This is a genomic window from Bradyrhizobium sp. CCBAU 45321 (assembly GCF_028128975.1).
Lineage (GTDB): Bacteria > Pseudomonadota > Alphaproteobacteria > Rhizobiales > Xanthobacteraceae > Bradyrhizobium > Bradyrhizobium yuanmingense.
In genome coordinates this window covers 458,512-481,414 of sequence record NZ_LFKZ01000017.1, presented here as the reverse complement: position 1 = coordinate 481,414, position 22,903 = coordinate 458,512, and the positions used below count along the sequence as shown (strand labels likewise).

General features: G+C 64.7%; 22 protein-coding genes. 11 read left to right on the top strand and 11 right to left on the bottom strand.

All coding sequences use genetic code 11. The annotated features are described in order from the left end of the window. Positions 1–56 precede the first annotated feature (56 nt). The 5 genes from ACM43_RS08265 to ACM43_RS08245 all read left to right on the top strand — a co-directional run bounded on the left by ACM43_RS08265 (position 57) and on the right by ACM43_RS08245 (position 4,408). A complete protein-coding gene (locus tag ACM43_RS08265; protein ID WP_271539596.1) occupies positions 57–872 on the top strand; it encodes an ABC transporter ATP-binding protein in 816 nt (271 codons plus the stop codon). After that, on the top strand, positions 869–1,687 hold the full coding sequence (locus ACM43_RS08260; protein ID WP_271539594.1) for an ABC transporter permease: 819 nt from the start codon (positions 869–871) through the stop codon (positions 1,685–1,687). Before ACM43_RS08265 ends, ACM43_RS08260 begins: the two co-directional genes overlap by 4 nt. After that, complete coding sequence (locus tag ACM43_RS08255) at positions 1,687–2,676, top strand: 2-hydroxyacid dehydrogenase (protein ID WP_271539592.1); 990 nt, start codon at positions 1,687–1,689, stop codon at positions 2,674–2,676. Before ACM43_RS08260 ends, ACM43_RS08255 begins: the two co-directional genes overlap by 1 nt. Beyond that, the gene (locus tag ACM43_RS08250; protein ID WP_271539590.1) at positions 2,676–3,368 is read left to right on the top strand and encodes an AprI/Inh family metalloprotease inhibitor; all 693 of its coding nucleotides are present in this window, start codon (positions 2,676–2,678) and stop codon (positions 3,366–3,368) included. The genes ACM43_RS08255 and ACM43_RS08250 overlap by 1 nt, the downstream gene beginning before the upstream one ends. A gap of 338 nt (positions 3,369–3,706) precedes the next feature. Beyond that, positions 3,707–4,408, top strand: coding sequence for a tetratricopeptide repeat protein (locus ACM43_RS08245; RefSeq protein WP_271539588.1), 702 nt, complete (start codon positions 3,707–3,709; stop codon positions 4,406–4,408). A gap of 6 nt (positions 4,409–4,414) precedes the next feature. Here ACM43_RS08245 and radC read toward each other — a convergent pair whose 3' ends face one another. The 3 genes from radC to ACM43_RS08230 all read right to left on the bottom strand — a co-directional run bounded on the left by radC (position 4,415) and on the right by ACM43_RS08230 (position 7,471). Continuing rightward, complete coding sequence (radC, locus tag ACM43_RS08240) at positions 4,415–5,128, bottom strand: RadC family protein (RefSeq protein ID WP_271539586.1); 714 nt, start codon at positions 5,126–5,128, stop codon at positions 4,415–4,417. Positions 5,129–5,215: 87 nt separating this feature from the next. Beyond that, positions 5,216–6,034, bottom strand: coding sequence for a type I methionyl aminopeptidase (gene map, locus ACM43_RS08235; RefSeq protein WP_271539584.1), 819 nt, complete (start codon positions 6,032–6,034; stop codon positions 5,216–5,218). A gap of 120 nt (positions 6,035–6,154) precedes the next feature. Then, a complete protein-coding gene (locus ACM43_RS08230; RefSeq protein ID WP_271539582.1) occupies positions 6,155–7,471 on the bottom strand; it encodes a mechanosensitive ion channel family protein in 1,317 nt (438 codons plus the stop codon). A 208-nt stretch (positions 7,472–7,679) separates the two neighbouring features. On the opposite strand from ACM43_RS08230, the gene ACM43_RS08225 reads away from it, so the two are divergent. Beyond that, positions 7,680–9,473 (top strand): potassium/proton antiporter, encoded by a 1,794-nt coding sequence (locus tag ACM43_RS08225; RefSeq protein ID WP_271539580.1) that lies wholly within the window; start codon positions 7,680–7,682, stop codon positions 9,471–9,473. A gap of 348 nt (positions 9,474–9,821) precedes the next feature. On the opposite strand, the gene modC is transcribed toward ACM43_RS08225, so the two are convergent. The 4 genes from modC to mepA all read right to left on the bottom strand — a co-directional run bounded on the left by modC (position 9,822) and on the right by mepA (position 13,317). Beyond that, positions 9,822–10,484, bottom strand: coding sequence for a molybdenum ABC transporter ATP-binding protein (gene modC / locus ACM43_RS08220; protein WP_271539578.1), 663 nt, complete (start codon positions 10,482–10,484; stop codon positions 9,822–9,824). Positions 10,485–10,486: 2 nt separating this feature from the next. Beyond that, complete coding sequence (gene modB, locus ACM43_RS08215; protein WP_271539576.1) at positions 10,487–11,182, bottom strand: molybdate ABC transporter permease subunit; 696 nt, start codon at positions 11,180–11,182, stop codon at positions 10,487–10,489. 69 nt (positions 11,183–11,251) lie between these two features. Beyond that, a complete protein-coding gene (gene modA, locus ACM43_RS08210) occupies positions 11,252–12,037 on the bottom strand; it encodes a molybdate ABC transporter substrate-binding protein (protein WP_271539575.1) in 786 nt (261 codons plus the stop codon). Positions 12,038–12,372: 335 nt separating this feature from the next. Further along, a complete protein-coding gene (gene mepA, locus ACM43_RS08205) occupies positions 12,373–13,317 on the bottom strand; it encodes a penicillin-insensitive murein endopeptidase (RefSeq protein ID WP_157283431.1) in 945 nt (314 codons plus the stop codon). Positions 13,318–13,761: 444 nt separating this feature from the next. Here mepA and ACM43_RS08200 point away from each other — a divergent pair, with 444 nt between their 5' ends. Continuing rightward, positions 13,762–15,927, top strand: a complete 2,166-nt coding sequence (locus ACM43_RS08200) for an EAL domain-containing protein (protein ID WP_271539572.1) — start codon at positions 13,762–13,764, stop codon at positions 15,925–15,927. A gap of 225 nt (positions 15,928–16,152) precedes the next feature. After that, positions 16,153–16,317: a helix-turn-helix domain-containing protein gene (locus tag ACM43_RS08195; RefSeq protein ID WP_162130849.1), complete on the top strand. Its 165-nt coding sequence runs from the start codon at positions 16,153–16,155 to the stop codon at positions 16,315–16,317. Between the two features lie 351 nt (positions 16,318–16,668). Here ACM43_RS08195 and ACM43_RS08190 read toward each other — a convergent pair whose 3' ends face one another. From ACM43_RS08190 to ACM43_RS08175, 4 genes are all read right to left on the bottom strand, one after another. Beyond that, on the bottom strand, positions 16,669–16,884 hold the full coding sequence (locus ACM43_RS08190; protein WP_082641383.1) for a hypothetical protein: 216 nt from the start codon (positions 16,882–16,884) through the stop codon (positions 16,669–16,671). 580 nt (positions 16,885–17,464) lie between these two features. Beyond that, positions 17,465–18,412 carry an ABC transporter substrate-binding protein gene (locus ACM43_RS08185; protein WP_271539565.1) on the bottom strand — a complete coding sequence of 316 codons (948 nt, stop codon included), beginning with the start codon at positions 18,410–18,412 and terminating at the stop codon, positions 17,465–17,467. A 188-nt stretch (positions 18,413–18,600) separates the two neighbouring features. Further along, positions 18,601–19,821 carry an MFS transporter gene (locus ACM43_RS08180; protein WP_271539563.1) on the bottom strand — a complete coding sequence of 407 codons (1,221 nt, stop codon included), beginning with the start codon at positions 19,819–19,821 and terminating at the stop codon, positions 18,601–18,603. A gap of 173 nt (positions 19,822–19,994) precedes the next feature. Further along, positions 19,995–20,894, bottom strand: coding sequence for a LysR family transcriptional regulator (locus ACM43_RS08175; RefSeq protein ID WP_271539561.1), 900 nt, complete (start codon positions 20,892–20,894; stop codon positions 19,995–19,997). Between the two features lie 222 nt (positions 20,895–21,116). On the opposite strand from ACM43_RS08175, the gene ACM43_RS08170 reads away from it, so the two are divergent. From ACM43_RS08170 to ACM43_RS08160, 3 genes are all read left to right on the top strand, one after another. Beyond that, positions 21,117–21,899 carry a carboxymuconolactone decarboxylase family protein gene (locus ACM43_RS08170; protein WP_271539559.1) on the top strand — a complete coding sequence of 261 codons (783 nt, stop codon included), beginning with the start codon at positions 21,117–21,119 and terminating at the stop codon, positions 21,897–21,899. A 141-nt stretch (positions 21,900–22,040) separates the two neighbouring features. Next, entirely contained in the window at positions 22,041–22,442 is a 402-nt protein-coding gene (locus ACM43_RS08165) for a (R)-mandelonitrile lyase (protein WP_404544393.1), read from the top strand. 55 nt (positions 22,443–22,497) lie between these two features. Continuing rightward, on the top strand, positions 22,498–22,890 hold the full coding sequence (locus tag ACM43_RS08160; protein WP_271539557.1) for a putative quinol monooxygenase: 393 nt from the start codon (positions 22,498–22,500) through the stop codon (positions 22,888–22,890). Positions 22,891–22,903: the final 13 nt, after the last annotated feature.

The window sequence follows — 22,903 nt, the reverse complement described above, 5'->3', positions numbered from 1 at the left end:
ACCTCTCCCCGTCGGGGAGAGGTGAAGAGCGCCCGAAACGCGGCAGCCCGCTCTCAATGGTAGAGCGCAATCCATCGCCCTCCGTCGAGGCCAGCCTGACGCATCTCGCCGTCAGCCTGCGCGGCGTGACGAAAACTTACGACAACGGCGTGATGGCGCTCGGCCCGTTCGACCTTGCCGTCCGCAAGGGCGAGTTCATCTCGCTGCTGGGCCCCTCCGGCTGCGGCAAGTCGACGGTGTTGCGGCTGATCGCCGAGCTCGGCGCGCCGTCGTCGGGCACGGTGCGGGTGGCACGGCACGAGGGCGTGCCGCAGCCGGGCCACGGCATCGGCTTCGTGTTTCAGGAGCCGACCCTGATGCCCTGGGCCAACGTCCGCGAGAACGTGCGCCTGCCGCTGAAGCTCGGCGGCGTTCCGAAGGCGGAGGGGCGCGCGCGTGCCGACGCGGCGCTGGCCAGCGTCGGCCTCGCCGATTTCGCCGATGCCTTTCCGCGCGAGCTCTCCGGCGGCATGAAGATGCGGGTGTCGCTGGCCCGTGCGCTCGTTACCGATCCCGATATCCTGCTGATGGACGAGCCGTTCGCCGCGCTCGACGAGATCACGCGCTTCCGCCTCAACAACGATCTGCTCGCGCTGTGGCGACGCTTACGCAAGACCGTCATCTTCGTCACCCATTCGGTGTTCGAGTCTGTCTATCTGTCGCAACGTGTCGTCGTCATGACGGCGCGCCCCGGCCGCATCCAGGCCGACATCCGTATCGAGACGGTCGAGCCGCGGGCCGAGGAGTTTCGCACCTCGACGGCCTATTCCGATTATTGCCGACGCGTGTCGGCCGCGCTGGCCCCGTCCTATTCCGGGCAGTCGACGCTATGAACGCGCAAGCTCCCGTGCCCGCAAAGTCGTCCGGCGCGCAACGCGCGATGCGCTTTGTGCTGCCCGTCATCGTCTTCGCAGCCGGCCTCCTTGCCTGGGAACTCGTGGTCCGCATCAGGGAGATCCCGCCTTACGTTCTGCCGGCGCCCTCCGTCATCGTGCTGACGCTGATCAAGGACTGGGCGGTGCTGTCACAATCGCTGGCGACCACGCTTGTCACCACGCTCGAAGGTTTTGTCGCCGCCAGCATCGGCGGCATCGCGCTGGCGCTGCTGTTCAACCAGTCGAAATGGGTGGAATATTCGCTGTTCCCCTATGCCATCGTGCTGCAGGTGACGCCTGTCATCGCGATCGCGCCGCTCTTGCTGATCTATCTGGAGCAGCAGACCGCGGTGGTCGTCTGCGCCTTCATCGTCGCCTTTTTCCCGGTGCTGTCGAACACCACGCTCGGGCTGAACTCGGTGGACCGCAACCTCGCCGGCCTGTTCCAGCTCTATGGCGCGTCGAAGTCGCAAACCCTGCACTTCCTCAAGCTGCCGGCGGCGCTGCCCTACATTCTCGGCGGCCTGCGCATCGCCGGCGGCCTGTCGCTGATCGGCGCGGTCGTGGCCGAGATCGCGGCCGGAACGGCCGGCGCCGGCTCCGGGCTCGCCTACAGGATCGCCGAGTCAGGCTATCGCTTGAACATACCCCGCATGTTTGCCGCGCTGCTTCTGTTGTCGCTGGCCGGGATTGTCATCTATGGGGTGCTGGCGCTAGTTTCCCACCTCGTTTTACGGCGCTGGCATGAGAGCGCGCTTGGAAAGGAAAACTGATGGCTGCCGGTTCGATTTCGTCCGAAAAGATCGACCTTCTGATCTATGGGCCGGTGCGGCCGATCCTCGAGAACGGGTTTTCCGATCATTTCGTCGTGCACAAGGCGGAGACGCGCGGCGATCTCGAGCGGCTGACGCCCGCGGTGCGCGACAAGATCCGCGGCGTCGCGGTGACCTATCACACCGTGCGCGCGGACAAGGACTCGCTGTCGCAGCTGCCGAAGCTGGAGATGGTGGCAAGCTTCGGCGTCGGCTACGACCACGTCGACGCCAAATATGCGGCCGAGCACGGCATCGTCGTCACCAACACGCCCGACGTCTTGACCGAGGAGGTTGCCGACGTCGCGATGGGCCTTCTGATCTCCACCTTGCGCGAGTTCATCAAGGCCGACCGCTATGTCCGCTCCGGGCTCTGGCAGACCCAGAACTATCCGCTCAGCGTCGGCTCGCTGCGCGACCGCAAGGTCGGCATCGTCGGCATGGGCCGGATCGGCCAAGCCATCGCGCGCCGGCTCGACGCCTCGCTGGTGCCGGTGGTCTACCACTCCCGCAACGCCTCCAAGGATGTCTCGTACAAGCACTACCCTGATCTGATCGAGATGGCGAAAACGGTCGACACGCTTGTTGTGATCGTGCCCGGCGGTGCCAGCACCAACAAGATGATCAATGCCGAGGTGCTCAAGGCGCTCGGCCCGCGCGGCGTGCTGGTCAACGTCGCCCGCGGCTCGGTGATCGACGAGCCCGCGCTGATCCAGGCGCTGAAGTCAGGCACCATTCTCGCCGCCGGGCTCGACGTGTTCGCGGCCGAGCCGAACGTGCCCGACGAGCTCAAGACCATGCAGAACGTCGTGCTGCTGCCGCATATCGGCTCAGCTTCGGTGGTGACGCGCAACGCCATGGACCAGCTCGTGGTCGACAATCTCAAGGCCTGGTTCGCCGGAAAGGCGCCGCTGACACCGGTTGCGGAAACGCCGGTCAAGGGGCGCTGATGAGAGTTCTTCGGGTTCTCGCATTCGCCGTCGCGGCCTCCTTGGCCGCGATCGGCATCGCGCATGCGCAGGATGCGGCGAGCCTGAAGAAGCAGATGCCCGGACAGTGGGAGCTCTCGACCACCGAGCGCAGCAAGACCTGCGTCGTCACGCTTAAGGGTGACGCCGCAGGCCAGGGTTTCAAGCTGGAGCTGGAGCCGTCCTGCAAGACCGCGCTGCCCTTCACCAAGGACATCGTGGCCTGGAGCGTGAGGGGCCTCGACATCGTGCGCCTGCAGGATGCGACCGGCGAAGCCGTGATCGACTTCACCGAGGTCGAGGCCGGCATCTTCGAGGGCCTGCGCCAGGGCGAGGGCGTCTACATCCTGCAGGATCTCGCCGCCGCGCGCTCGATGGCGAAGTCAATGGACCAGATGATCGGTGACTGGTCGATGGTGCGCGGCAAGGGCCAGCCGATCTGCGGGCTGACGCTGACCAACACCGAAGCGGATTCGGACAATTTCCAGGTTTTCCTCAAGCCGAGATGCGACGCGGCGATTGCGCAGTTCAACCCGACGCAATGGCGCCTCGAGCGCGGCCAGATCATCCTGATGTCGAAATCAGGCGAAGCCTGGCAGTTCGAGGCCGACGACCACGCGCAGTGGCGCCGCGTCCCCGACACCGCCGATCCCCTGATCATGCTGCGGCAGTAGGGCGTCGGTAAACAGGGGGCTCTCCGGCCCTCACCCGCAATCGCATATGAAGATTTACAAGAGGTCGTCATGCCCGGGCTTGTCCCGGGCATCCACGTTCTTTGGGCCGCGTAGCCAGGCGTGGATGGCCGGGACAGGCCCGGCCATGACGCTGTGGAGACTGTCGACGTCCCTCGCGCCTCATCCATATTCTAAGCCGTCACCTTCGATCGCAGCGCGGTGCCTTGCGCCGATTCCGACAGGCGAGATCGCTGATTTCGGAATTTGTTGGATTTCGAACTTTTCGTCCGTCTCGAGCGACCTAAGACGGAATGGCTCAATCTCAATCGGGCTTTGACATGAAATCCGTTGCCCTGGCCTTTTTGGGCCTTCTGCTGTTCGCGATGCCGGCCGGCGCGAATGACACCCGCACCTTCAATGCGATGGTCGGGTTGGCCAATCGCGGAGATGCCGAGGCGCAATATCATGTCGGCATGATGCACAACAACGGCATCGGCACACAGCAGGATCGCAGCCAGGCATTCGAATGGTTTCAGAAATCGGCCGCCGCCAACGATCCGCTCGGAGCCTACAAGCTCGGCTGTTATTATGACGGGCAAGGCGCAGGCGTCATCGCAACCGACGCGGACCAAGCACTGAAATACAAGCTCGTTGCCGCCAATGCGGGCTATGCGCGCGCCCAGCACGACGTCGCGCTCATGTATGACCGGCAAGGCAATTCGGAAGAAGCGCTGAAATGGTGGAAGCTGGCGGGCGATCAGGGGCTTCCCGAGGCCCTGTTCGGCCTGTCCCGCGCCTATTCGGCCGGAAAGGGAACGCCGAGAGATCTGTCACTGTCGTATGCCTATTTCAAACTCTCGAAGGTGCCGGCCAAGAACGTGAACGAAATGGCTTCCATGTTGTCCAAGCCTGAGCTCGAGAAGGCCGAGAAAATGGTTGCCGAATGGAAACCGCAACCGACCGCCCTGACGCTCAAGGCATTCGCCGGCTTCACAGCCGCGGAAGACCATTTGAAAGCCGCCAAGAGCCAGGCGTTCTGATTTGGCCTAGATCAACCGCATTCCCCGCAGGCTCGCATGCCCGCTCTTACCAACGATGATGTGATCGTGCACGGCAATCCCGAGCGGTTTTGCGATGTCGATGATCGCCTTGGTCATCTGGATGTCGGCCTGCGAGGGCGAGGGATCGCCTGAGGGGTGGTTGTGCACCAGGATCAGCGCGGTCGCGGACAGCTCGAGCGCGCGCTTGATCACCTCGCGCGGGTAGACCGGGGTGTGGTCGACCGTGCCGGTCTGCTGCACCTCGTCGGCGATCAGCTGGTTGCGCTTGTCCAGGAACAGCAGGCGGAATTGCTCCTTGTCGGCAAACGCCATGCTGGTGCGGCAATAGGCGATCACCTCGTTCCAGGATGACAGCGCGTTGCGGCTGTTGACCTCGCCCTTGGCGACGCGATGGGCGGCAGCTGCGATCAGCTTGAGCTGGTTGACCGCGGATTCGCCGACCCCGTCGATTTCGCGCAAGCGCGCCACCGGCGCATGGACGACCTCGGCGAACGAGCCGAAGGTCTTGATAAGCGCCTTCGCCAGCGGCTTGGTGTCGCGCCGCGGCAGCGCGGCAAACAGCGCCATCTCGAGCAGCTCGTAATCGCTGAGCGCGTCCGCGCCCGCGCTATAGAAGCGCTCGCGCAGCCGCTCGCGATGGCCGAGATAGTGCGGCGCGTCGTCAGGCTTGCTCTTGTCGTGGTCAGGCTTGGCGGGCATCGGCCGCCAGCATTGCCGGGGGCCAGCGCTTTTGCAACCGTCAATTGCGGGAGAAAGTCGCGCGTCAGACGAGGACGGGGGCCTAGCTCACCCGATCTGCTTCTCGCCGTGCCGCGCCGACAGCGTGAAAATCTCCACGCCCGTTGCCGTCACGCCGACGGAGTGCTCGAACTGTGCCGACAGCGAGCGGTCGCGGGTCACCGCGGTCCAGCCGTCGGACAGGATCTTCACATGCGGCTTGCCGAGATTGATCATCGGCTCGATGGTGAAGAACATGCCGGGCTTGAGCTGCACGCCCTCGCCGGGCCGGCCGATATGGATGATGTTCGGCTCGTCGTGGAACATGCGGCCCAGACCATGGCCGCAGAAATCGCGCACCACGCTCATGCCCTGCGGCTCGACGAAGCTCTGAATGGCATGGCCGATGTCGCCGGTGGTGGCGCCCGGCTTCACCGCGGCGATGCCGCGCATCATGGCTTCATAGGTCACCTCGATCAGCCGCTCCGCCTTGCGGGCGATCGGGCCGATCGCATACATCCGGCTGGAATCGCCATACCAGCCGTCGACGATGAAGGTGACGTCGATGTTGACGATGTCGCCCTCCTTCAGCGGACGGTCGCCGGGCATGCCGTGACAGACCACGTGGTTGAGCGAGGTGCAGGTCGAGTAGCGGTAGCCGCGATACATCAGCGTCGCCGGGTAGGCGCCGTGGCTGAAGGCGAAGTCGCGGACGAAATCGTCGATTCTGGAGGTTGGCACGCCGGGCCCGACGATGTCGGTGAGCTCGTCCAGACATTTCGCCACCAGCGCGCCGGCCTTGCGCATGCCGGCAAAGGCGGCAGGCCCGTGCAGCTTGATCTGTCCGGTCTTGCGCAGGGAGGTCTCGGTGGCGTCGACGTAGCTCATGCGTGTCAGGTCTTCTCGGGCTGATCTCGATATCGGTGGAAAGGCTTGATTTCAGGCCCCAATTTAATGATTGGCAGCCTTCATGCAAGCCGAGGGGCCTGCTTGGGGGGTGAAAGTGACCTAATTCGGGACTTCCACGGCGGTTTCCACCGGCAGGGCGCCGCCGCGGATGCGGATTTCGCGGACGGGATAGGGAACCCGGATACCCTCGCGCTTGAAGGCGTCCCACAGCTCCAGCATCACGTCGCTCTTGACCTTGTCCATGCCGTCGGGGTCGGCGATCCAGAAGGTCAGCGAGAACTTCATCCCGGCTTCCGCGAACTCGGTCAGGAGACAGGTCGGCGGCTTGCCCTTCTGCGCGCGCGGATGAGCGGCGGCGGTCTCGGCGGCGAGCGTACAAACCAGCTTCGGGTCGGCGTCGTAATTGGTACCGAAGGCGATCTTCACCAGCGTGTTCTTGTCGGTATAGGTCCAGTTGACGACCTTCTGCGTCACCAGATCCTCGTTCGGGACCAGGAATTCGCGCCCGTCTCCGGCAGCGACGGAAATATAGCGCGTCTTCATCGCACTGATGCGGCCGGTATTGTCGCCGATGGTGACGAGGTCGCCGGGCTTCACCGATTTGTCGGCGAGCAGGATGATGCCCGAGATGAAATTGGCGACGATCTTCTGCAGGCCGATACCGATGCCGACGCCGACCGCGCCGGAGAACACCGCGAGCGCCGACAGGTCGATTCCGACCGCGCCGAGCGCGATCACGATGGCGACCGTGAGCAGCCCGATGCGGATGATCTTGACCAGCAATACCTGCACCGACGGCGTCAGGTCGGTGGTCGAATTGATCCGGCTCTCGGCGAAATTGCTGGCGATGTTGGTGAGCCAGAGTGCGATCAGCAGCAGCGCGCCGGCCTTGAGCGCCAGGAGCGGGGTCAGCCTGAGGCCGCCGAGCACGATCGCGAAGGAATCCAACAGGTCGACCGTCGCATCGAGCTGGCCGACGATGGAGAGCGCGGCGACGAACCAGGCCGTGATCGACACCAGCTTGACGATGAAGGCGTTGCGCAGCACCGAGGTCACGAGCCGGATCACCAGCCATGCGAAACCAAGTTTGGCTGCGACCATCAGGAGATAGGAGCGGCTCGGCCAGGTCGCGTGATACATCACCACGCGCGAGACGATCACGAGCAGCGTGAACACCGCCGTCGAGGCGCTGGCGACCATGACCCGGACGAAATGCCGGAGCGGCAGCGGCCAGCGCATCGCCAGCGAGGTCAGGTCGACACGGCTGCGAATGGCGGCCTCCGCGGCATAGGCGATGCCGGCGGCGGCCAGGATGAGGCCGAATTGCAGGTAGAACCAGGGTGAGGAGATTTCCGCCCCGACGCTGCGTGCGGTGGTCTGCACGAACTCCATGAAGTCTTTGAGGTCCATGTCCATCGGGTCTCGTCGGCAAGCGGGGAGGAATTGATTCGAGGGCGCCGGACAATCCCACAAAGGGCGCGGCCGGGCCATCGATACACCGTGAAGTGAAGCGCGTTAAGGCCGTAAAATGCGGGCAGATTGCCGCGAAGCGCGAAAATGGGTTGGCGCGCGAGTCCACCGACGATAAGGATGAAATTCCAGCGATTTCTTACCCGGAAGGTGGATGGCTTCTCTCGACTCCGTCAGTCTCGCCATATTGCTCGGCGCCGTCCTCGTCATGGCCGGCATCCTCTCCAGCCTGCTTGCGCTGCGCTTCGGCGCGCCATTGCTGCTCGTCTTCCTCATCATCGGCATGCTCGCCGGCGATTCCGGCCCAGGTCAGCTCCAGTTCGACGACGTCCGCACCACCTATCTGGTCGGCTCCGTCGCGCTCGCCCTGATCCTGTTCGACGGCGGCCTGCGCACGCGCTTTGCCAGCATCCGCACCGTGCTTGCGCCGTCCGTGGTGCTCGCGACCGTCGGCGTGCTGCTGACCGCGCTGGTCACGGCGCCGTTCGCCAAATATGCGCTCGACCTCAACTGGTCGGAGGCGCTGCTGGTCGGTGCGGTGGTGGCCTCGACCGACGCGGCCGCGGTGTTCCTGCTGGTGCACACCCAGGGCCTGCGTCTGCGCCCGCGCGTCGGCGCGACGCTGGAGGCCGAATCCGGCACCAACGATCCCTTCGCGATCTTCCTCACTTTGATGCTGGTCGAATACATCTCGGTCGGTACCAGCTCGCCCGGCCATGTGCTGATGGAGTTCATCCAGGAGGCGGTGCTGGGCGCCGTCGTCGGCGTCATCGGCGGCCGCCTCGTCGTCATCGCGCTCAACAAGGTCGCTCTACCGCAGGGCCTGCATGCGCCCTTCGTGACCACGGCCGCGCTCGTCATCTTCGGCGGCTCGCAGATCATGCACGCCTCCGGCTTCCTCGCCGTCTATCTCGCCGGCATCATCATCGGCAACCGGCCGACCCGCGCGCACAATTCGGTGGTGACGTTCCTCGACGCCGCGACCTGGCTGGCGCAGATCGTGATGTTCGTGCTGCTCGGCCTTCTGGTCTCGCCGAGCCGGTTGGGTTCCAGTGTGCTGCCGGCGGTCGCCGTCGCGTTGGTCTTGATGCTGGTGGCGCGCCCGCTCGCGGTGTTCGTGTGCCTGTCGCCGTTCCGCTTCAACTGGCGTGAGAAGATCTTCATCGCCTGGACCGGCCTGCGCGGTGCGGTCGCGATCTTCCTGGCCTCGATCCCGATGCTGGTCGGGCTGCCCAAGGCCTATCTCTATTTCGACGTGGCCTTTGTCGTCGTCATCATCTCGCTTCTGCTGCAAGGCTGGACCCTGGCGCCGGCCGCGCGCAAGCTGCACGTGGCGCTGCCTCGCGCCGACCGCGGCCCCCGCCGCGTCGAGCTCGATCTGCCCGGCCAGCTCGAGCAGCAGCTGGTCGGCTATCCGGTGCGGCCCAAGAGCCTGTATTTCCGTCGTGGCCTGATCCCGTCCTGGTCCAAGCCGACACTGGTGATCCGCAACGAGCACATCCTGACGCCGACGGAGGCCGATCCGATCGCACCGGGCGACTACATCTATCTGCTGGCGCCGCCGGAAAAGGCCGAAGCGCTCGACCGTTTCTTCGTCGACATGCAGCCGAGCACCGCGCCCGATCCGCATCTGCTCGGCGACTTCATGGTCTCCGGCGAGCACACGCTCGCCGAGCTCACCGAGATCTACGGCGTCAAGGTGAGCGAGGACGACGGCAAGCTCACGCTCGCCGATTATTTCGACGTCCATCTCGACCACGCTCCAAAGGAGGGCGCCGAGCTCGCCCTGGGCGAGATCGTGCTGGTCGCCCGCAGCATCTCCGGTGGCCGCGTCAACCTCGTCGGCCTGCGCCTGCCCGAAGATGATGAGACACCGCTGCCGCTGACAGGCGCTCGGGCGCTGCGGAAGAAGCTCGCCGATGTCTGGGCGTCTGTGGCGGGGGTCTGACGCTGCGGTAGGGTGGGCAAAGGCGCGCCTTGCGCCGTGCCCACCAACAGAAACGACGTGGGCACGGCGCGCGAAGAGCGCGCCTTTGCCCACCCTACGAAGTCTGGTGGTTCGGCAGGACAAAGCCAGTCAAGGACCCGTCATTGCGAGGAGCCCTTGCGACGAAGCAATCCAGACTGTCTCTACGGAAAGACTCTGGATTGCTTCGCTCCGCTCGCAATGACGATGGGGCGCGATCGTCACTCTTCAAACGGCAGTCCGTAGCCCGGATGGAGCGCAGCGTAATCCGGGTTCTCACCTCACGGACAGACCTTCCCGGATTGCGCTTCGCTCCATCCGGGCTACGGACTACGTCAGCACCTTCACCCCGCCGAACGACGTCACCCGTCCCTGCTTGAGCATCACGATCTGCGTCGCGAGCTGGCGCAGCTCGGCGACGTCGTGGCTGACATAGACCATCGGCACATTGGCCTCGTCGCGCAGCCGCACCAAGTAGGGCAGGATCTCGAGCTTGCGGCCCTCATCGAGCGCGCCGAGCGGCTCGTCGAGCAGCAGGAGACGCGGCTTCGACAGCAGCGCGCGGCCGAGCGCGACGCGCTGGCGCTCGCCGCCGGACAGCTTCCCGGGACGGCGATCGCTGAGCGCGCCGATGTCGAGCAGGTCGATGATGCGCCTCTGCTGCGCCGGATCGGGCGCAAGCCCGTTCATCCGCCGTCCGTAATCGAGGTTCTGCGCCACACTCAGATGCGGAAACAGCCGCGCATCCTGGAACACGTAGCCGATGCGGCGGCGGTAAGTGGGCACGTGAATGCCGGCCGCGGTGTCGTCAACGGTCTCGCCATCGATCACGATGGTGCCGCGATCGGGCCGCAGCAGGCCGGCGATCATGTTGACCAGCGAGCTCTTGCCGGCGCCCGAGGCGCCGAACAGCCCGATGACGCGCCCCTCGCTGCTGAAGGAAGCGGACAGCGAGAATTCACCGAGCTGTTTTTCGACGTCGACGCGCAGCATGGTCAATTCCCGTGCAGGCGCTGCGTGGCGCGGCGGGCGAACCATTCGGCCGCGATCAGCGCGCCGATCGCGAGCACGATCGAGACGATCACGAGCCGGCCTGCCGCGGCATCGCCGTCGGGCGTCTGGATCAGCGAATAGATCGCCGACGAAATCGTCTGGGTCTCTCCTGGAATGTTGGAGACGAAGGTGATGGTGGCGCCGAACTCGCCGATCGCCTTGGCAAAGCCCAGCACCATGCCGGCGAGCACGCCCGGCAGCGCCAGCGGCAGCGTCACCGTGAAGAACACTTTCCACGGCGCTGCGCCGAGCGTCTCCGCAGCCTGCTCGAACCGGCGGTCGATCGCCTCGATCGACAGCCGCATCGGCCGCACCAGCAGCGGAAACGCCATCACGCCGCAGGCGAGCGCCGCACCGGTCCAGCGGAACGCGAAGACGATGCCGAGATGGTCGGCGAGAAAGCTGCCAATGAGACCTTTGCGACCGAAGCTGAGCAGCAGCAGATAACCGGTGACGACGGGCGGTAGCACCAGGGGCAGGTGCACGAGTGCGTCGAGCACCGACTTGCCCCAGAAGTCACGCCGCGCGAGCAGCCACGCCAGCGCAATGCCGAACGGCGTTGCGACCAGCGTGGCGATGACGGCGACCCTGAGCGAAAGCAGGATCGCCGTCCATTCGGCGGGAGAGATCTCGAACATCAAGTCGTCATATCAGGTCGCAGAAAACAGGTTGCAAAATCAGGTTTGCAAGAATCAGGTTCGCAACAATCAGGTTGTGGGGCTGATCAGGAACTTGAAGCCGTATTTTTCCAAGATGGCCTTGGCCGCCGCCGAGCGCAGGAAGGCGAGATAGCCGTTCGCCTCCGGCTTGGCGGTGCTGGTCGCCGCGACCGGATAGATGATCGCAGGATGCGAATCCGGCGGGAAGGCGCCGACGATCTTCACGCCCGGCTCGACCTTGGCATCAGTGGAATAGACGATGCCGAGCACAGCCTCGCCGCGGGCGACCAGCGTCAGCGCCGCGCGCACGCTCTCGGCCATGGCGAATTTCGGCTCTGCGGCCTGCCAGGCCCCGAGCTTTTCCAGCGCCGCCTTGGCATATTTGCCTGCAGGGACCGACTTGACGTCACCGGTCGCGATCCTGCCGTCGCCGGCGAGCTTGGCGAGATCGAAACCTGGCGCGATCGTCACGCTGTCGATCTTGGAATCCTTCGGCGCGATCAGCACGATGCTGTTGCCGAGCAGATTCACTCTGGAAGGCTCGTTGATGGTCTTCTTGGCGATCGCGTAGTCCATCCAGTCGGTGTCGGCCGAGACGAACACGTCGGCCGGCGCACCCTGCTCGATCTGCTTGGCCAGCACCGAGCTAGCGGCGTAGCTGACGCTGAACTTGACCCCGGTCCTGGCGGTGTAGGCGGCGTCGATCTCGTCCAGCGCGTTCTTCATCGAGGCGGCGGCGAACACGGTGATGGTCTTGTCCTCGGCCGCGGCGGGCGCGACGGCCGTGCCGGCGAGGATGACGAAGGCGGTGAATAGTCCAGCAATACGAATCATGAACAGCGCTCCGTGCGAGCTTGCGCGGACGATGCACGCGCAATCTGGCGTTGGTGGTCTGATGCGACGGGCGGACGCGCTGTTCCACGGCGCCACGGTGGCTTACGGCCAGCGTGGGATATCGCAGCTGCGAAGATAGCAGGCCAGGTCGGAAGGTCAAACCTGATGCGTCATCCCGGGGCGCGCGCAGTGCGAGCCGGGATCCATAGCCACAGGATTGTGTTTGGCGAAGACTCGGAGTGGGCACCTCGCGCCATAACCACGTCTTGTGGTTATGGGTCTCGGGCTCGCTTCGCGCCCCGGGACGACGACGGTGGATTCCGTGGCAGCGAACCTTACGGCTTCGCATCCCCTGCATGCAGCACCGCCTTGCAGGCTGCCGGCATCTGCGCCAGCGTCATCGGCGGCTTCGGCTTGGGCGGCTCGGGCGGCGGCTTGGGGTGCAGCACCGCATCGGAGAACCAGTAGGCGAGATCGGCGGGCTTGCAGCCTTCGTCCTCGGCCTGTGACGGCTGGCCCTCGCATTCGCCGGCCCCGGCCGGGCAGTGCATGCGGATGTGGAAATGGTAGTCGTGGCCCCACCAGGGGCGGATCTTCGACAGCCAGGCGCGGTCGCCCTTGGCCTCGCGGCACAGCGCCTTCTTGATCGCGGCGTTGACGAAGATGCGCTGCACGGCGGGCTCTCGCGCCGCGGCGCGCAGCACCAGCACGTGGCCTGGTGTGAACACCTTGGGGTCGATGTCGAGCCGGTCCTGGCGCACCATCATCACCGCAGACATTTCCTCGCGCTCCTCGCGCGAGAGCCGGCGGTCCGGCATCGGCGTCAGCCAGATGTCGGCGTCGAGACCAATCTGGTGGCTGGCATGGCCTGACAGCGCCGGCCCGCCGCGCGGCTGGGCGATGTCGCCGACCAGGATGCCGGGCCAGCCGGCGTCCTTGTGCGCCTTGGCTGCAAGCCGCTTGATCAACGCGATCATGTCGGGATGACCGTAGCTGCGATTGCGCGACAGCCGCATCACCTGCCAATTGTCGCCGTTGACCGGCATCTGCGCGGCGCCGCCGATGCAGCCCCTGGTGTAGGAGCCGATCACATGGGCCGGCCCCTTCGACGGCAGCAGCTTTCGCGCGAACAGCTCCTTCGCGGCGAGATCGGGGTCGTTGGGATTGGCGAGCGGCGGCAGCGGCTTCGGGTTGATGCTGCCACGGTCCTGGGCCAGCGCGCCACCGGCGCCCAGGCAGACGAACGAGAGCAGGAGGAGGGTGATGCCGCGGCGACTCATGCAAACGTTCTTATAACCCAATGCTGCACCAGGGTTAAGAACGAGCCCGCCGCCAACTCACCGCAGCGCGCCCGAATCGCGTCTCGACCCGCCGTTTCTTAAGGGTGTAATAACCGTATCCTGCATTGACCAAAATTCGTGCGCGGCGCGCAAAAAATTCTGCGGTTCGCATGCGATCGCGCGAGATTTCGGAACCGATTCAGGCGCGCGCGCAATTTTGCGCCAGATCGCTCACTGATTGAGGGCGCCGCACTCAGTCTGATGGCGCCTACCGCCGCCCGCCACGCCGCGCAAACAGGCAATATGCGCCCCGCGCGCGGACCGCGGCTGGCTAGGATTACTTTTTTTTCAGACACTTGCCTCAAATCTTGCGGCCGCTGGACGCGACTGGGACGAGTGAAGTTGAGTTTGGGGTCTCGAAAAACAAGAAAGCGAAAGCAAAGCATGCTTGCCCGCGCCGGCCAAAAGGCGCGCAAGCCGCGCTTCGCGCACGCGCACCGTGCCCTTTCCGAACACGACGAAATCCTGCGCAGCCGTGCCGAGGCGGAAGCCGCGATCGCGGAGGCGCGCAAGTCGCATGAGCGCCTGCGCCAGGCCATCGACATCCTGCCGCAGGGCATCGTGTTTCTCGACGCCGAAGGCCGCTACGTCCTCTGGAACAAGAAATACGCCGAGATCTACAGCAAGACCGCCGATCTGTTCGAGGAAGGCGCGCGGCTCGAGGACACGCTGCGCATCGGAGTCGCCCGCGGCGACTATCCCGAGGCCATCGGCAATGAAGAAGCCTGGATCGCCGAGCGCCTGCAAAAGCTCTACAAGCCCGGCGCGCGCCACGAGCAGAAGCTGTCGGACGGGCGCGTCATCCTGATCGACGAGCGCTTGACCGAAGACGGCGGCGTCGTCGGCCTGCGCGTCGACATCACCGAGCTCAAGCAGCGCGAGGCCTCGTTCCGCCTGCTGTTCGACGGCAATCCCGTGCCCATGATCGTCTGCGCGCTGGACGACGAGCGCATTCTCGGCGTCAACGATGCCGCGGTCGCGCATTACGGCTACAGCCGGGCCGAGTTCGAGCGATTGAAGATCCGGTCCTTGCAGGCGTTCGAAAGCGTGCCGCCCTGGACCGTCGATGGGACCGGCGAGGATCAGGCCGGCCGCACCTGGAAGCACGTCAAGGCCGACGGCGCGCTGATCGACCTTGCGATCTATTCCCGCGAGTTGACTTATGCCGAGCGGCCCGCGGTGCTGCTCGCGCTGATGGACATCACCGAGCGCAAGCGCGCCGAGGCGCGGCTCGCCTTCATGGCCCAGCACGACGGGCTGACCGGCCTGCCCAATCGCAGCCTGCTGCGGCAGCAGATGGACGAGATGCTGCTGCACACGCGCCGCGGCTCGGAGAAGGTCGCGCTCCTGATGCTGGGGCTGGATAATTTCAAGGCGGTCAACGACACGCTGGGGCATGCGGTCGGCGATAAGCTCCTGCGCGGCGTCGCCAAGCGGCTGCGCTCCACCTTGCGGGACGAGGACGCGCTGGCGCGGCTCAATTCCGACGAGTTCGCGGTTCTGCAGAGCGGGCTGGCGCGTCCCGAGGACGCGGTGATGCTGGCCAAGCGGCTCCTGGCGGCCATTGCCGATCCCTATCTGCTCGACGGTCATTCCGTGGTGATCGGCGCCTCGATCGGCATTGCGATGGCGCCCGGCGACGGCGAGGATTCCGAAAAGCTGCTCAAGAGCGCCGACATGGCGCTGTCGCGCGCCAAGCTGGATGCGCGTGGCAGCTTCGCCTTCTTCGAGGCCGCGCTCGATGCGAAGGCGCAGAGCCGCCGCAAGATCGAGGTCGAGCTGCGCGACGCGATCCAGAACGACGTGCTGCGGCCGTACTACCAGCCGCTGATCGACCTCTCGAGCGGCCGCATCACCGGCTTCGAGGCGCTGGTGCGCTGGCCGCATGCCGAGCGCGGCATGGTATCGCCGGCCGAGTTCATTCCGGTCGCCGAGGACACCGGCCTGATCAATCCGCTCGGCGGGCTGATGCTGCGCCGGGCCTGCCTCGACGCCGCGGCCTGGCCGGACGACGTCCGCGTCGCGGTCAACCTGTCGCCGCTCCAGTTCCGCAGCGGCAATCTGCTCTCGATGGTCACTGACGCGCTGAAACATTCCGGCCTGGCGCCGCGCCGGCTCGAGCTCGAGATCACCGAGACGCTGCTCCTGGAGAAGAGCGCGCAGGTGCTGGCGACGCTGCATGCGCTGCGCGCGCTCGGCGTGCGCATCTCCATGGACGATTTCGGCACCGGCTATTCCAGCCTCAGCTATTTGCGCAGCTTCCCGTTCGACAAGATCAAGATCGACCAGTCCTTCGTGCGTGATCTCGCGGCCAACCGCGAGGCCCAGGCGATCATCCGCTCCATCGTCAGCCTCGGCAAGGGCCTCGGCGTCACCATCACCGCCGAAGGCGTCGAGACCGAAGCGGAGCTCAGCTGCCTCCGCGCCGAAGGCTGCCATGAGGGCCAGGGCTTCCTGTTCAGCAAGGCCCGGCCGAATGCGGAGATCGTCAGCCTGTTGGCCGCACAGCGCGGCATCGACCGCAACGAGGACGCCGCGCTGGTGGCGTGACCGCTCGCCTCCGCTTCGCCATCGGCCTCTCCCGCCTTGCCCGGCGCCAGCAGCCTTGATCTGCCTCAACAACGAGGCCAAAGGCTGGGGCACATGACAGCGCGGCCTCGGTCAATTTCCGTTTGGAGGTTCGGACGGATAACGGCCCGGGCGCGCCACCCGTAAATTTCCCAAGTGCGGACCGTCAGCTGCCGTCGTTAAGTCGTGCGGTCGTGGGGTCGCACCATGAAGACACCGAAGCCGAAGCAATGGGCCGAGCAGGAGGTTCGACGGCTGGTCACGCTGGCCCGGCAGGGCATTGGGGTATCGAAGATTGCCGCCGAACTGGGCCGCCACGCCGGATCAGTCAGGCGCATGGCGCGAGCGAAAGGAATATTATTGAAGAAATAGTCGCCGGTAGGGCAGGCGCTGCCTGATCGACGAGGCGCGTGGACGGCGCCCTACAGCCCGAAGCCTCGGCCGATGTCCCGCACAAGGCTGGGCGCAGCCTCAGTATTGCGACCATGGGAGAGCGCTCGATCGAGCCGAGACAAGATGCCTTTTCCGAAGAGCGCTATAGCGATGCCTCTGAGCATGGTTGTGGATCGGGTTTGAACGATGCTGCGAAAGTTCAAAACGGCCCCAGCCGCAGGATGGGGTAACAGCCGGGGCCGGCATTCCCATTCCAATGTGCCGCATCGGCGGTGGGCGGCACTCTTCAAGTTACGCACACGGAAGCTAACAAACTATTTTGCTTCGCACTCACCCCACAGGGGCCGCGGTTGGTTTGGTGATACCAGGCTCGGGATCGGGCGGCGAGCCAACCGAGCAACGTTCGAAATGATCGAGCGGCGCATCATTGGCCAAATGCTCCCAATATTCAGCTTCCGCGAGCAGTTTCCAGCCTCGATCAGGATGACGCGCGGCTGTCTGACGGCATAAAAATGCCATCGCGCGCAGGCGACCCGCAGTGTCCATCTCACTCCTCCCATTATTCTTGTTGATTTCACCCTATTTTCTTTTTTTGCGTCGGAGTCATTACGATTATGTCGCAAAACTAATTTCCATCTTCGAAGCGCGGCTCGACTTTCGTTGCCGCTTCAAATCGCGCGTCGAACACAAGCTGGTGCAATCCAGCTCGTAGGGCAGGGCGAAGTACAACCCGTCAAGCTTCATGCTTACAAATCAGAACTGGCAAGAACGACGAGATACCCGCGCCCCTGCGTTTGGGGCAATAGGTTCCGCAGGAGCTCGACCCGCCCTGCGAAACTGCGTCGGAGTGATCGGTGGGGTCAGGATCGCGCAGCGAGGCGTGGAATAGACCCAAGGCGGAGAGTGAGACGAGCGGAATCCTGCGCAGCCATTGCCAGTGCGTCCACCAGTCCTAGGACCGGTCTGCCAGCACTCGCTCCATGATGATCGTGCGTTCGTCGCCATAATAGCTGTCGCGCACGTGGGCCGGATGCTGCATTCCATGAATTGCTCCGCCGAAGCTTCGCGAATGACTGGATGTTGACCCGCCTCACGGCGCGGCAATCGGCGGATTTTCAACGACCCGTCACTCGATCACGTCGTCCGTCAGCACGAGGATGGTGGGCGGGATCGTCACGCCAAGCGCACGCGCGGTCTTGAGATTGACGGCCAGCTCGAATTTGGTTGGCAGCTGGATCGGCATGTTTGCCGGCTTTTGTCCCTTCAGGATCAGATCGACATAGCCCGCGGCGCGACGAAACAGGTCGCCGATGTCGGCACCATAGCTGATCAGAGCGCCGGCATGGGCGAACTCCTTCTGCTGGCCGATGACGGCGATCTTCATGTCGATGCCGATACGGCAAATTGCGTCCTGCATCGCGGCGGTCATGTAGTCGCGAATGACGATCACGGCGTTGCCGCCGGCGCCCGCGAGCACGTTGAATTGCTCGGCAACCGCCGCCGGCGATGCGCTCGTCAGTCCGAGGCGCACCGGCTCCAGCCCGGCACGTCGTGCTTCCTCGATGGTTTGCGCGCCCCAGGCGCTGAAGGTCGGGTCCGTCGCATTGTTCAAGACGCCGATCCGCTTCAGCGAGGGCAGGATCTCCCGGATCATCTCGATGCGCTTGGCCGACATCTCCTCGCCGAACGCGGCGAAGCCGGTGAGGCTGCCGCCCGGCCGCGCGAGGCTCTGAAACAATTCAGGGTCGCTTTGCACCGCAGGCAGCGCCACGGCGACGACGGGAATATTGGTTTTCCTGACCATCGCGCGTGCTGCGGCCGGGCCGGGCGAAAGCAGGACGTCCACCTGTCTGGCCACGAGGTCGTCGATCAATGCAAGGCCCCGCGACACGTCGCCGGCCGTCGAGTGGGCCTCGATGACGATGGTGCGGCCCTCCACGTAACCCAGCTCGGCCAGCGCCTTCCGGAACGGAACGAGCACCGCATTGTCGATTTCCGGCGTGGCAAATCCGACGAATCCCACGACCGGAACGCGCTTTTGGGCCAAGGCTGCGCGCGCCGAGATCGCCGTCATTCCCAAGAAGCTCAGAAACGTCCGCCGCCTCATTTAGCCTCTCGCGATGCCAGAACGATCTGATCACAAGGGAATGCTACACCAAGATAATCGGTGCCAGAAGGCAGGAAGTAGGATGACAGAGGGAGGCGAAATCCATCAAACTTACATTATGCAAAGTCAGATCCAGTAATCGCCACTATCCAGTGTCACGCCGTCGCGCGGCTAAGATCGAGCGATGGCCTGCGCCGCGTCGGAAAACTCAGCGCCACCGCGACCGCTGCAAGCCCGATCGCGAAGGAGCCCACATGCAGCCAGGTGTATTGCTGGAACGTGTCGAACACGATCCCGCCGGCCCAGGGCCCGAGCGCCATGCCGAGGCTGGCGAAGGCCGACACGGCGCCGAACACCGTGCCCATGATGCGCGCGCCGAAGAACTCGCGGACCAGCACCGCATAGAGCGGCATCACCCCGCCATAGGCGAGTCCGAACACGACCGAGAGCGCGTAGAACTCGCCGAGCTGCGCCACCGCCAGATAGGTCGCGATGCACATCGCCTGCACGAACAGCCCGCCGACAAGGACCGGTTTCGCGCCGATGCGATCGGCCAGCACGCCCAGCAGCAGGCGTCCGCCGAGGCCTGAGACGCCGGCGACGCTATAGACCGTCACTGCCGTGAGCGGAGCGATGCCGCAGACCATCGCATAGGACACCATGTGGAAGATCGGACCGGAATGCGCCGCGCAGCAGGCGAAATGCGCCGCTGCGAGCGCGATGAATTGCGGCGTGCGCAGCGCCTGCGCCGCGCCCATCTCGACCTCCGGCACAGCGTCCGTCGTTGCGGAGCCCGCGGCTGGTGGCGCCGGACGCACCAGGAAGCAGGCGGGGATCAACAGCGCCCACGAAGCGATGCCGATCGCCAGCATCGCGGTGCGCCAATCATAGGCCGTGATCAGCCAGCTCGCGGCCGGCGCGACCGTCACCGGCGACACGCCCATGCCGGCCGAGACCAGCGCCACGGCGAGGCTGCGGTTCTTCTCGATCCAGGCGCTCGCGAGCGCCATCATCGGTGCGTAGAAGCTGCCCACGGCGATCCCGATCAGCACGCCGAAGCAAAGCTGGAATTGCCACAGGCTTGCGGCCTGGCTCGCTGTGACGAGACCTAGTCCCAGCAGAACGCTTCCCGAGAGCACCACGATGCGGGTGCCGAACCGGTCCGACAGCGTGCCCCATAGGAATGCGGCGAATCCCATAAAGAGGAAATCCAGCGTCGCGGCAGCCGACACCCCGGCGCGCGACCAGCCCATCGCCTCCGAGATCGGCTGCAGGAACACCGCCAGCGACAGCATCGTGCCGAACCCGATGCAGGTCATCAGCGCGCCCGCGGCGACAACGACCCAGCCATAGTCGAAGCGTGACGGCTTGCTCATGCGTTTCCTCAGCGCTGTTGGTTTGTTGATGGCGCGGAGAGGATGGTGGCTTATCTGCAGGGCGAGAGCAAGGCTGGGTGTTGCACGCCATTGCCGACCGATCGGGAGCGCAGTTCATGACGGTCTGTTTTGCGGGTGGCCATCAAGAGATAAGTGATCTCGCGTTGGCAGGTCTACCGTCCGCGATATCGGAGCGCCTCGACCAGCACCGAAAAGGCGGAGGAAGGCTGCCGCCGGCTCGGATAGTAGAGGTGGTAGCCCGAGAATGGCGGACACCAATCGGAAAGCACCCGGACCAGTCGGCCCTCGGAAACATGTTGCTGCACGTGGCCCTCCGTAAGATAGGCGAGGCCCAGGCCCTTGAGTGCTCCGTCCAGGAGAAGGCCCGCACTGTTGACCACCAGCCGTCCCTCCACACGCACCTTGAGTTCGCGCCCGTTCTTCTCGAACTCCCAGGCGTACAGGCTGCCACCATGGGTCGGCAGGCGAAGGTTGAGGCAGTTGTGATGCGTCAGATCCCGAGGCGACTTCGGCCGTTTGCGCTCGGCGAAGTAGGAGGGGGAACCGACGACGGCCATCCGCAGGTCGGGACTGACGCGCACGGCGATCATGTCCTTGGCGACCAGTTCACCCGGCCGGATGCCGGCATCGACCTGCTGCGCCACGATGTCGGTGAGCCCGTAATCGATGACGATTTCGACGTGGATGTCGGGGTACTTTGGCAGGATCTTCCCGAGGGCAGGCAATAGGATCGCGACGGCTGCGTTCTCCGTCGCCGTCAAACGAACCGTTCCCGCCGGCTTTTCGCGGAGTTCGCTGAGCTCAGCGAGATCTGCATCCATGGCGTTGAATTTCGGCCCAATGCTGAGGAAGAGCCGTTCTCCAGCCTGAGTCGGGGTGACGCTGCGCGTCGTCCTGTTCAAAAGCCTGATGCCGATCCGCTCCTCCAGATTTCGAATGATCTGGCTGAGGGCAGACTGCGTCATGCCGAGTTTCGCCGCGGCTCGGGTGAAATTGCGCTCCCGCGCCACCGCGAGGAAGGCCAGCAGGTCGCTCGCGTCCTCTCGCTGCATTGATAAGCTATCCTAATGACTGCATATCAAATCTATCACCTAATCGCGGACGAACCAAAGTCTTAGGTTCGGACCAGCCGTGGAGGAGCCCGCGGTCGTCCGGTGGGAAGATCATGGGGTGACTTGGTCGCCTGTGTTTCGCGTCAGCGGCGCGACCTTGTACGCTGTGCTCTCGGCTGCGTGACTGATGACCGACCCGACAACCATTGATGGATGCCCGCAATGAGACGGCTTGCCGCGACCCTGTTTTTGTTCTGCCTGATTGTCGGCGCGGCCGCCGACGATCGGTCATCGAGCGAAGGAGCACATCGCATGTCGAAACCGGAGGACATCCGCGCCGTCGCGCCCGTGCTCCAGAATTATGCACAGGAGGTCGTCCTGGGCGATCTCTGGAAGCGCCCCGGGCTTTCGCCGCGGGACCGCAGCATCGTCACGCTCGCTGCTCTCATCGCCCGCAATCAGAAGATCGAGCTGCCATTCTATCTCGGTCTCGCGCTCGACAACGGCGTGAAGCCGGCAGAGGTCTCCGAGATCATCACGCACCTGGCCTTCTACACCGGGTGGGCGAACGCGATCGACGCGGTTCCGGCGGCAAAGGCGGTCTTCGACAGCCGCAACATCGGAGCCAATCAGCTGCCGCAGGCGTCGGGACCGCAGCTTCCGCTCGACGAGGCGGCGGAAAAGCAGCGAGCCACACGCGTCGGCGAGCAGTTCGGCCAGATCACGCCAAGCCTGGTTCAGTACACCACCGACGTGCTGTTCCGGGATCTCTGGCTCAGACCGGGTCTGGCTCCGCGGGATCGCAGCCTCGTTACCGTGAGCGCGCTCATCGCAACAGGACAGGTCGCCCAGATCACGTATCATCTAAACCGGGCGATGGATCACGGACTGACGCGGGAGGAAGTCGGCGAGATGCTCGGCCATCTCGCCTTCTATGCCGGCTGGCCCAACGCCTTCTCTGCGGCGCCGGTCGTCAAGGACGTCATCGAGAAGCGCCCGCGCTGACGTAGTCCGGATGTCGCCCGCTGTGAGCCGGGGAACACAATGATCACGCGCAGAGACGCCCTCATCTGCGGTGGCATCGCCGCCACCGTCTCACTTCGGCGCGCGCAAGCACTCACGTCCGAACCGCCAAAGGAACTAGCCATGGACATCGGCATCACGAAAAACGGGTCTCGTCCCTCCCAGAAGGGTTCGCAAGACTGGTTCACCGGAACGGTGCGGGTCGATCCGCTGTTTCAGGCGCCGGATCCCGCCCGTGTCGGCGGCGGCCAAGTCACCTTCGAGCCCGGTGCTCGGACCGCGTGGCACACGCATCCGCTTGGGCAGACGCTGATCGTCACTGCGGGGCTCGGCTGGGTGCAGCGAGACGGCGGTCCAGTCGAGGAGATCCGGCCCGGCGACGTCGTCTGGGTTCCGCCGGGGCTCAAGCATTGGCACGGTGCATCGCCGACGACCGCGATGACGCACATCGCAATTCAGGAATCGGTGAACGGCAGGAACGTCGAGTGGCTCGAGAAGGTCAGCGACGCGCAATACCAAAGGTGAGTTGTTGCCGAGACGTGATGCCGCCGCCGTTGTTGGCGCTGCGCAGGAGGTAATCGTGAACACGAAGCAGCTTCTGATTGTCGGTGCATCCATGCTGGCTTCAACTCTGGGAGGACCTGCCATTGCCCAGGAAGCACAGGGCCGCTACATCCAGCTCGCCGAAATCGAGATCGATCCGGCTCAGCTTGAAGCCTACAAGACGGCGGTCAGGGAACACATCGAGACCGCGGTCCGCGTCGAACCGGGCGTCCTGGTGCTGTATGCCGTGTCGGATCAGGACAACCCGACCATGGTGAGAGTTTTCGAGGTCTATCGCGACGTCGAGGCGTACAGGTCGCACCTCGAATCTCCCCACTTCAAGACATACAAGGCTACGACGGAGAAGATGGTCAAGTCGCTGAAGCTGGTCCGGACGGATGCCATCGCGCTCGGAGCAAGGAGGAGTTGAACGACCATTCGGA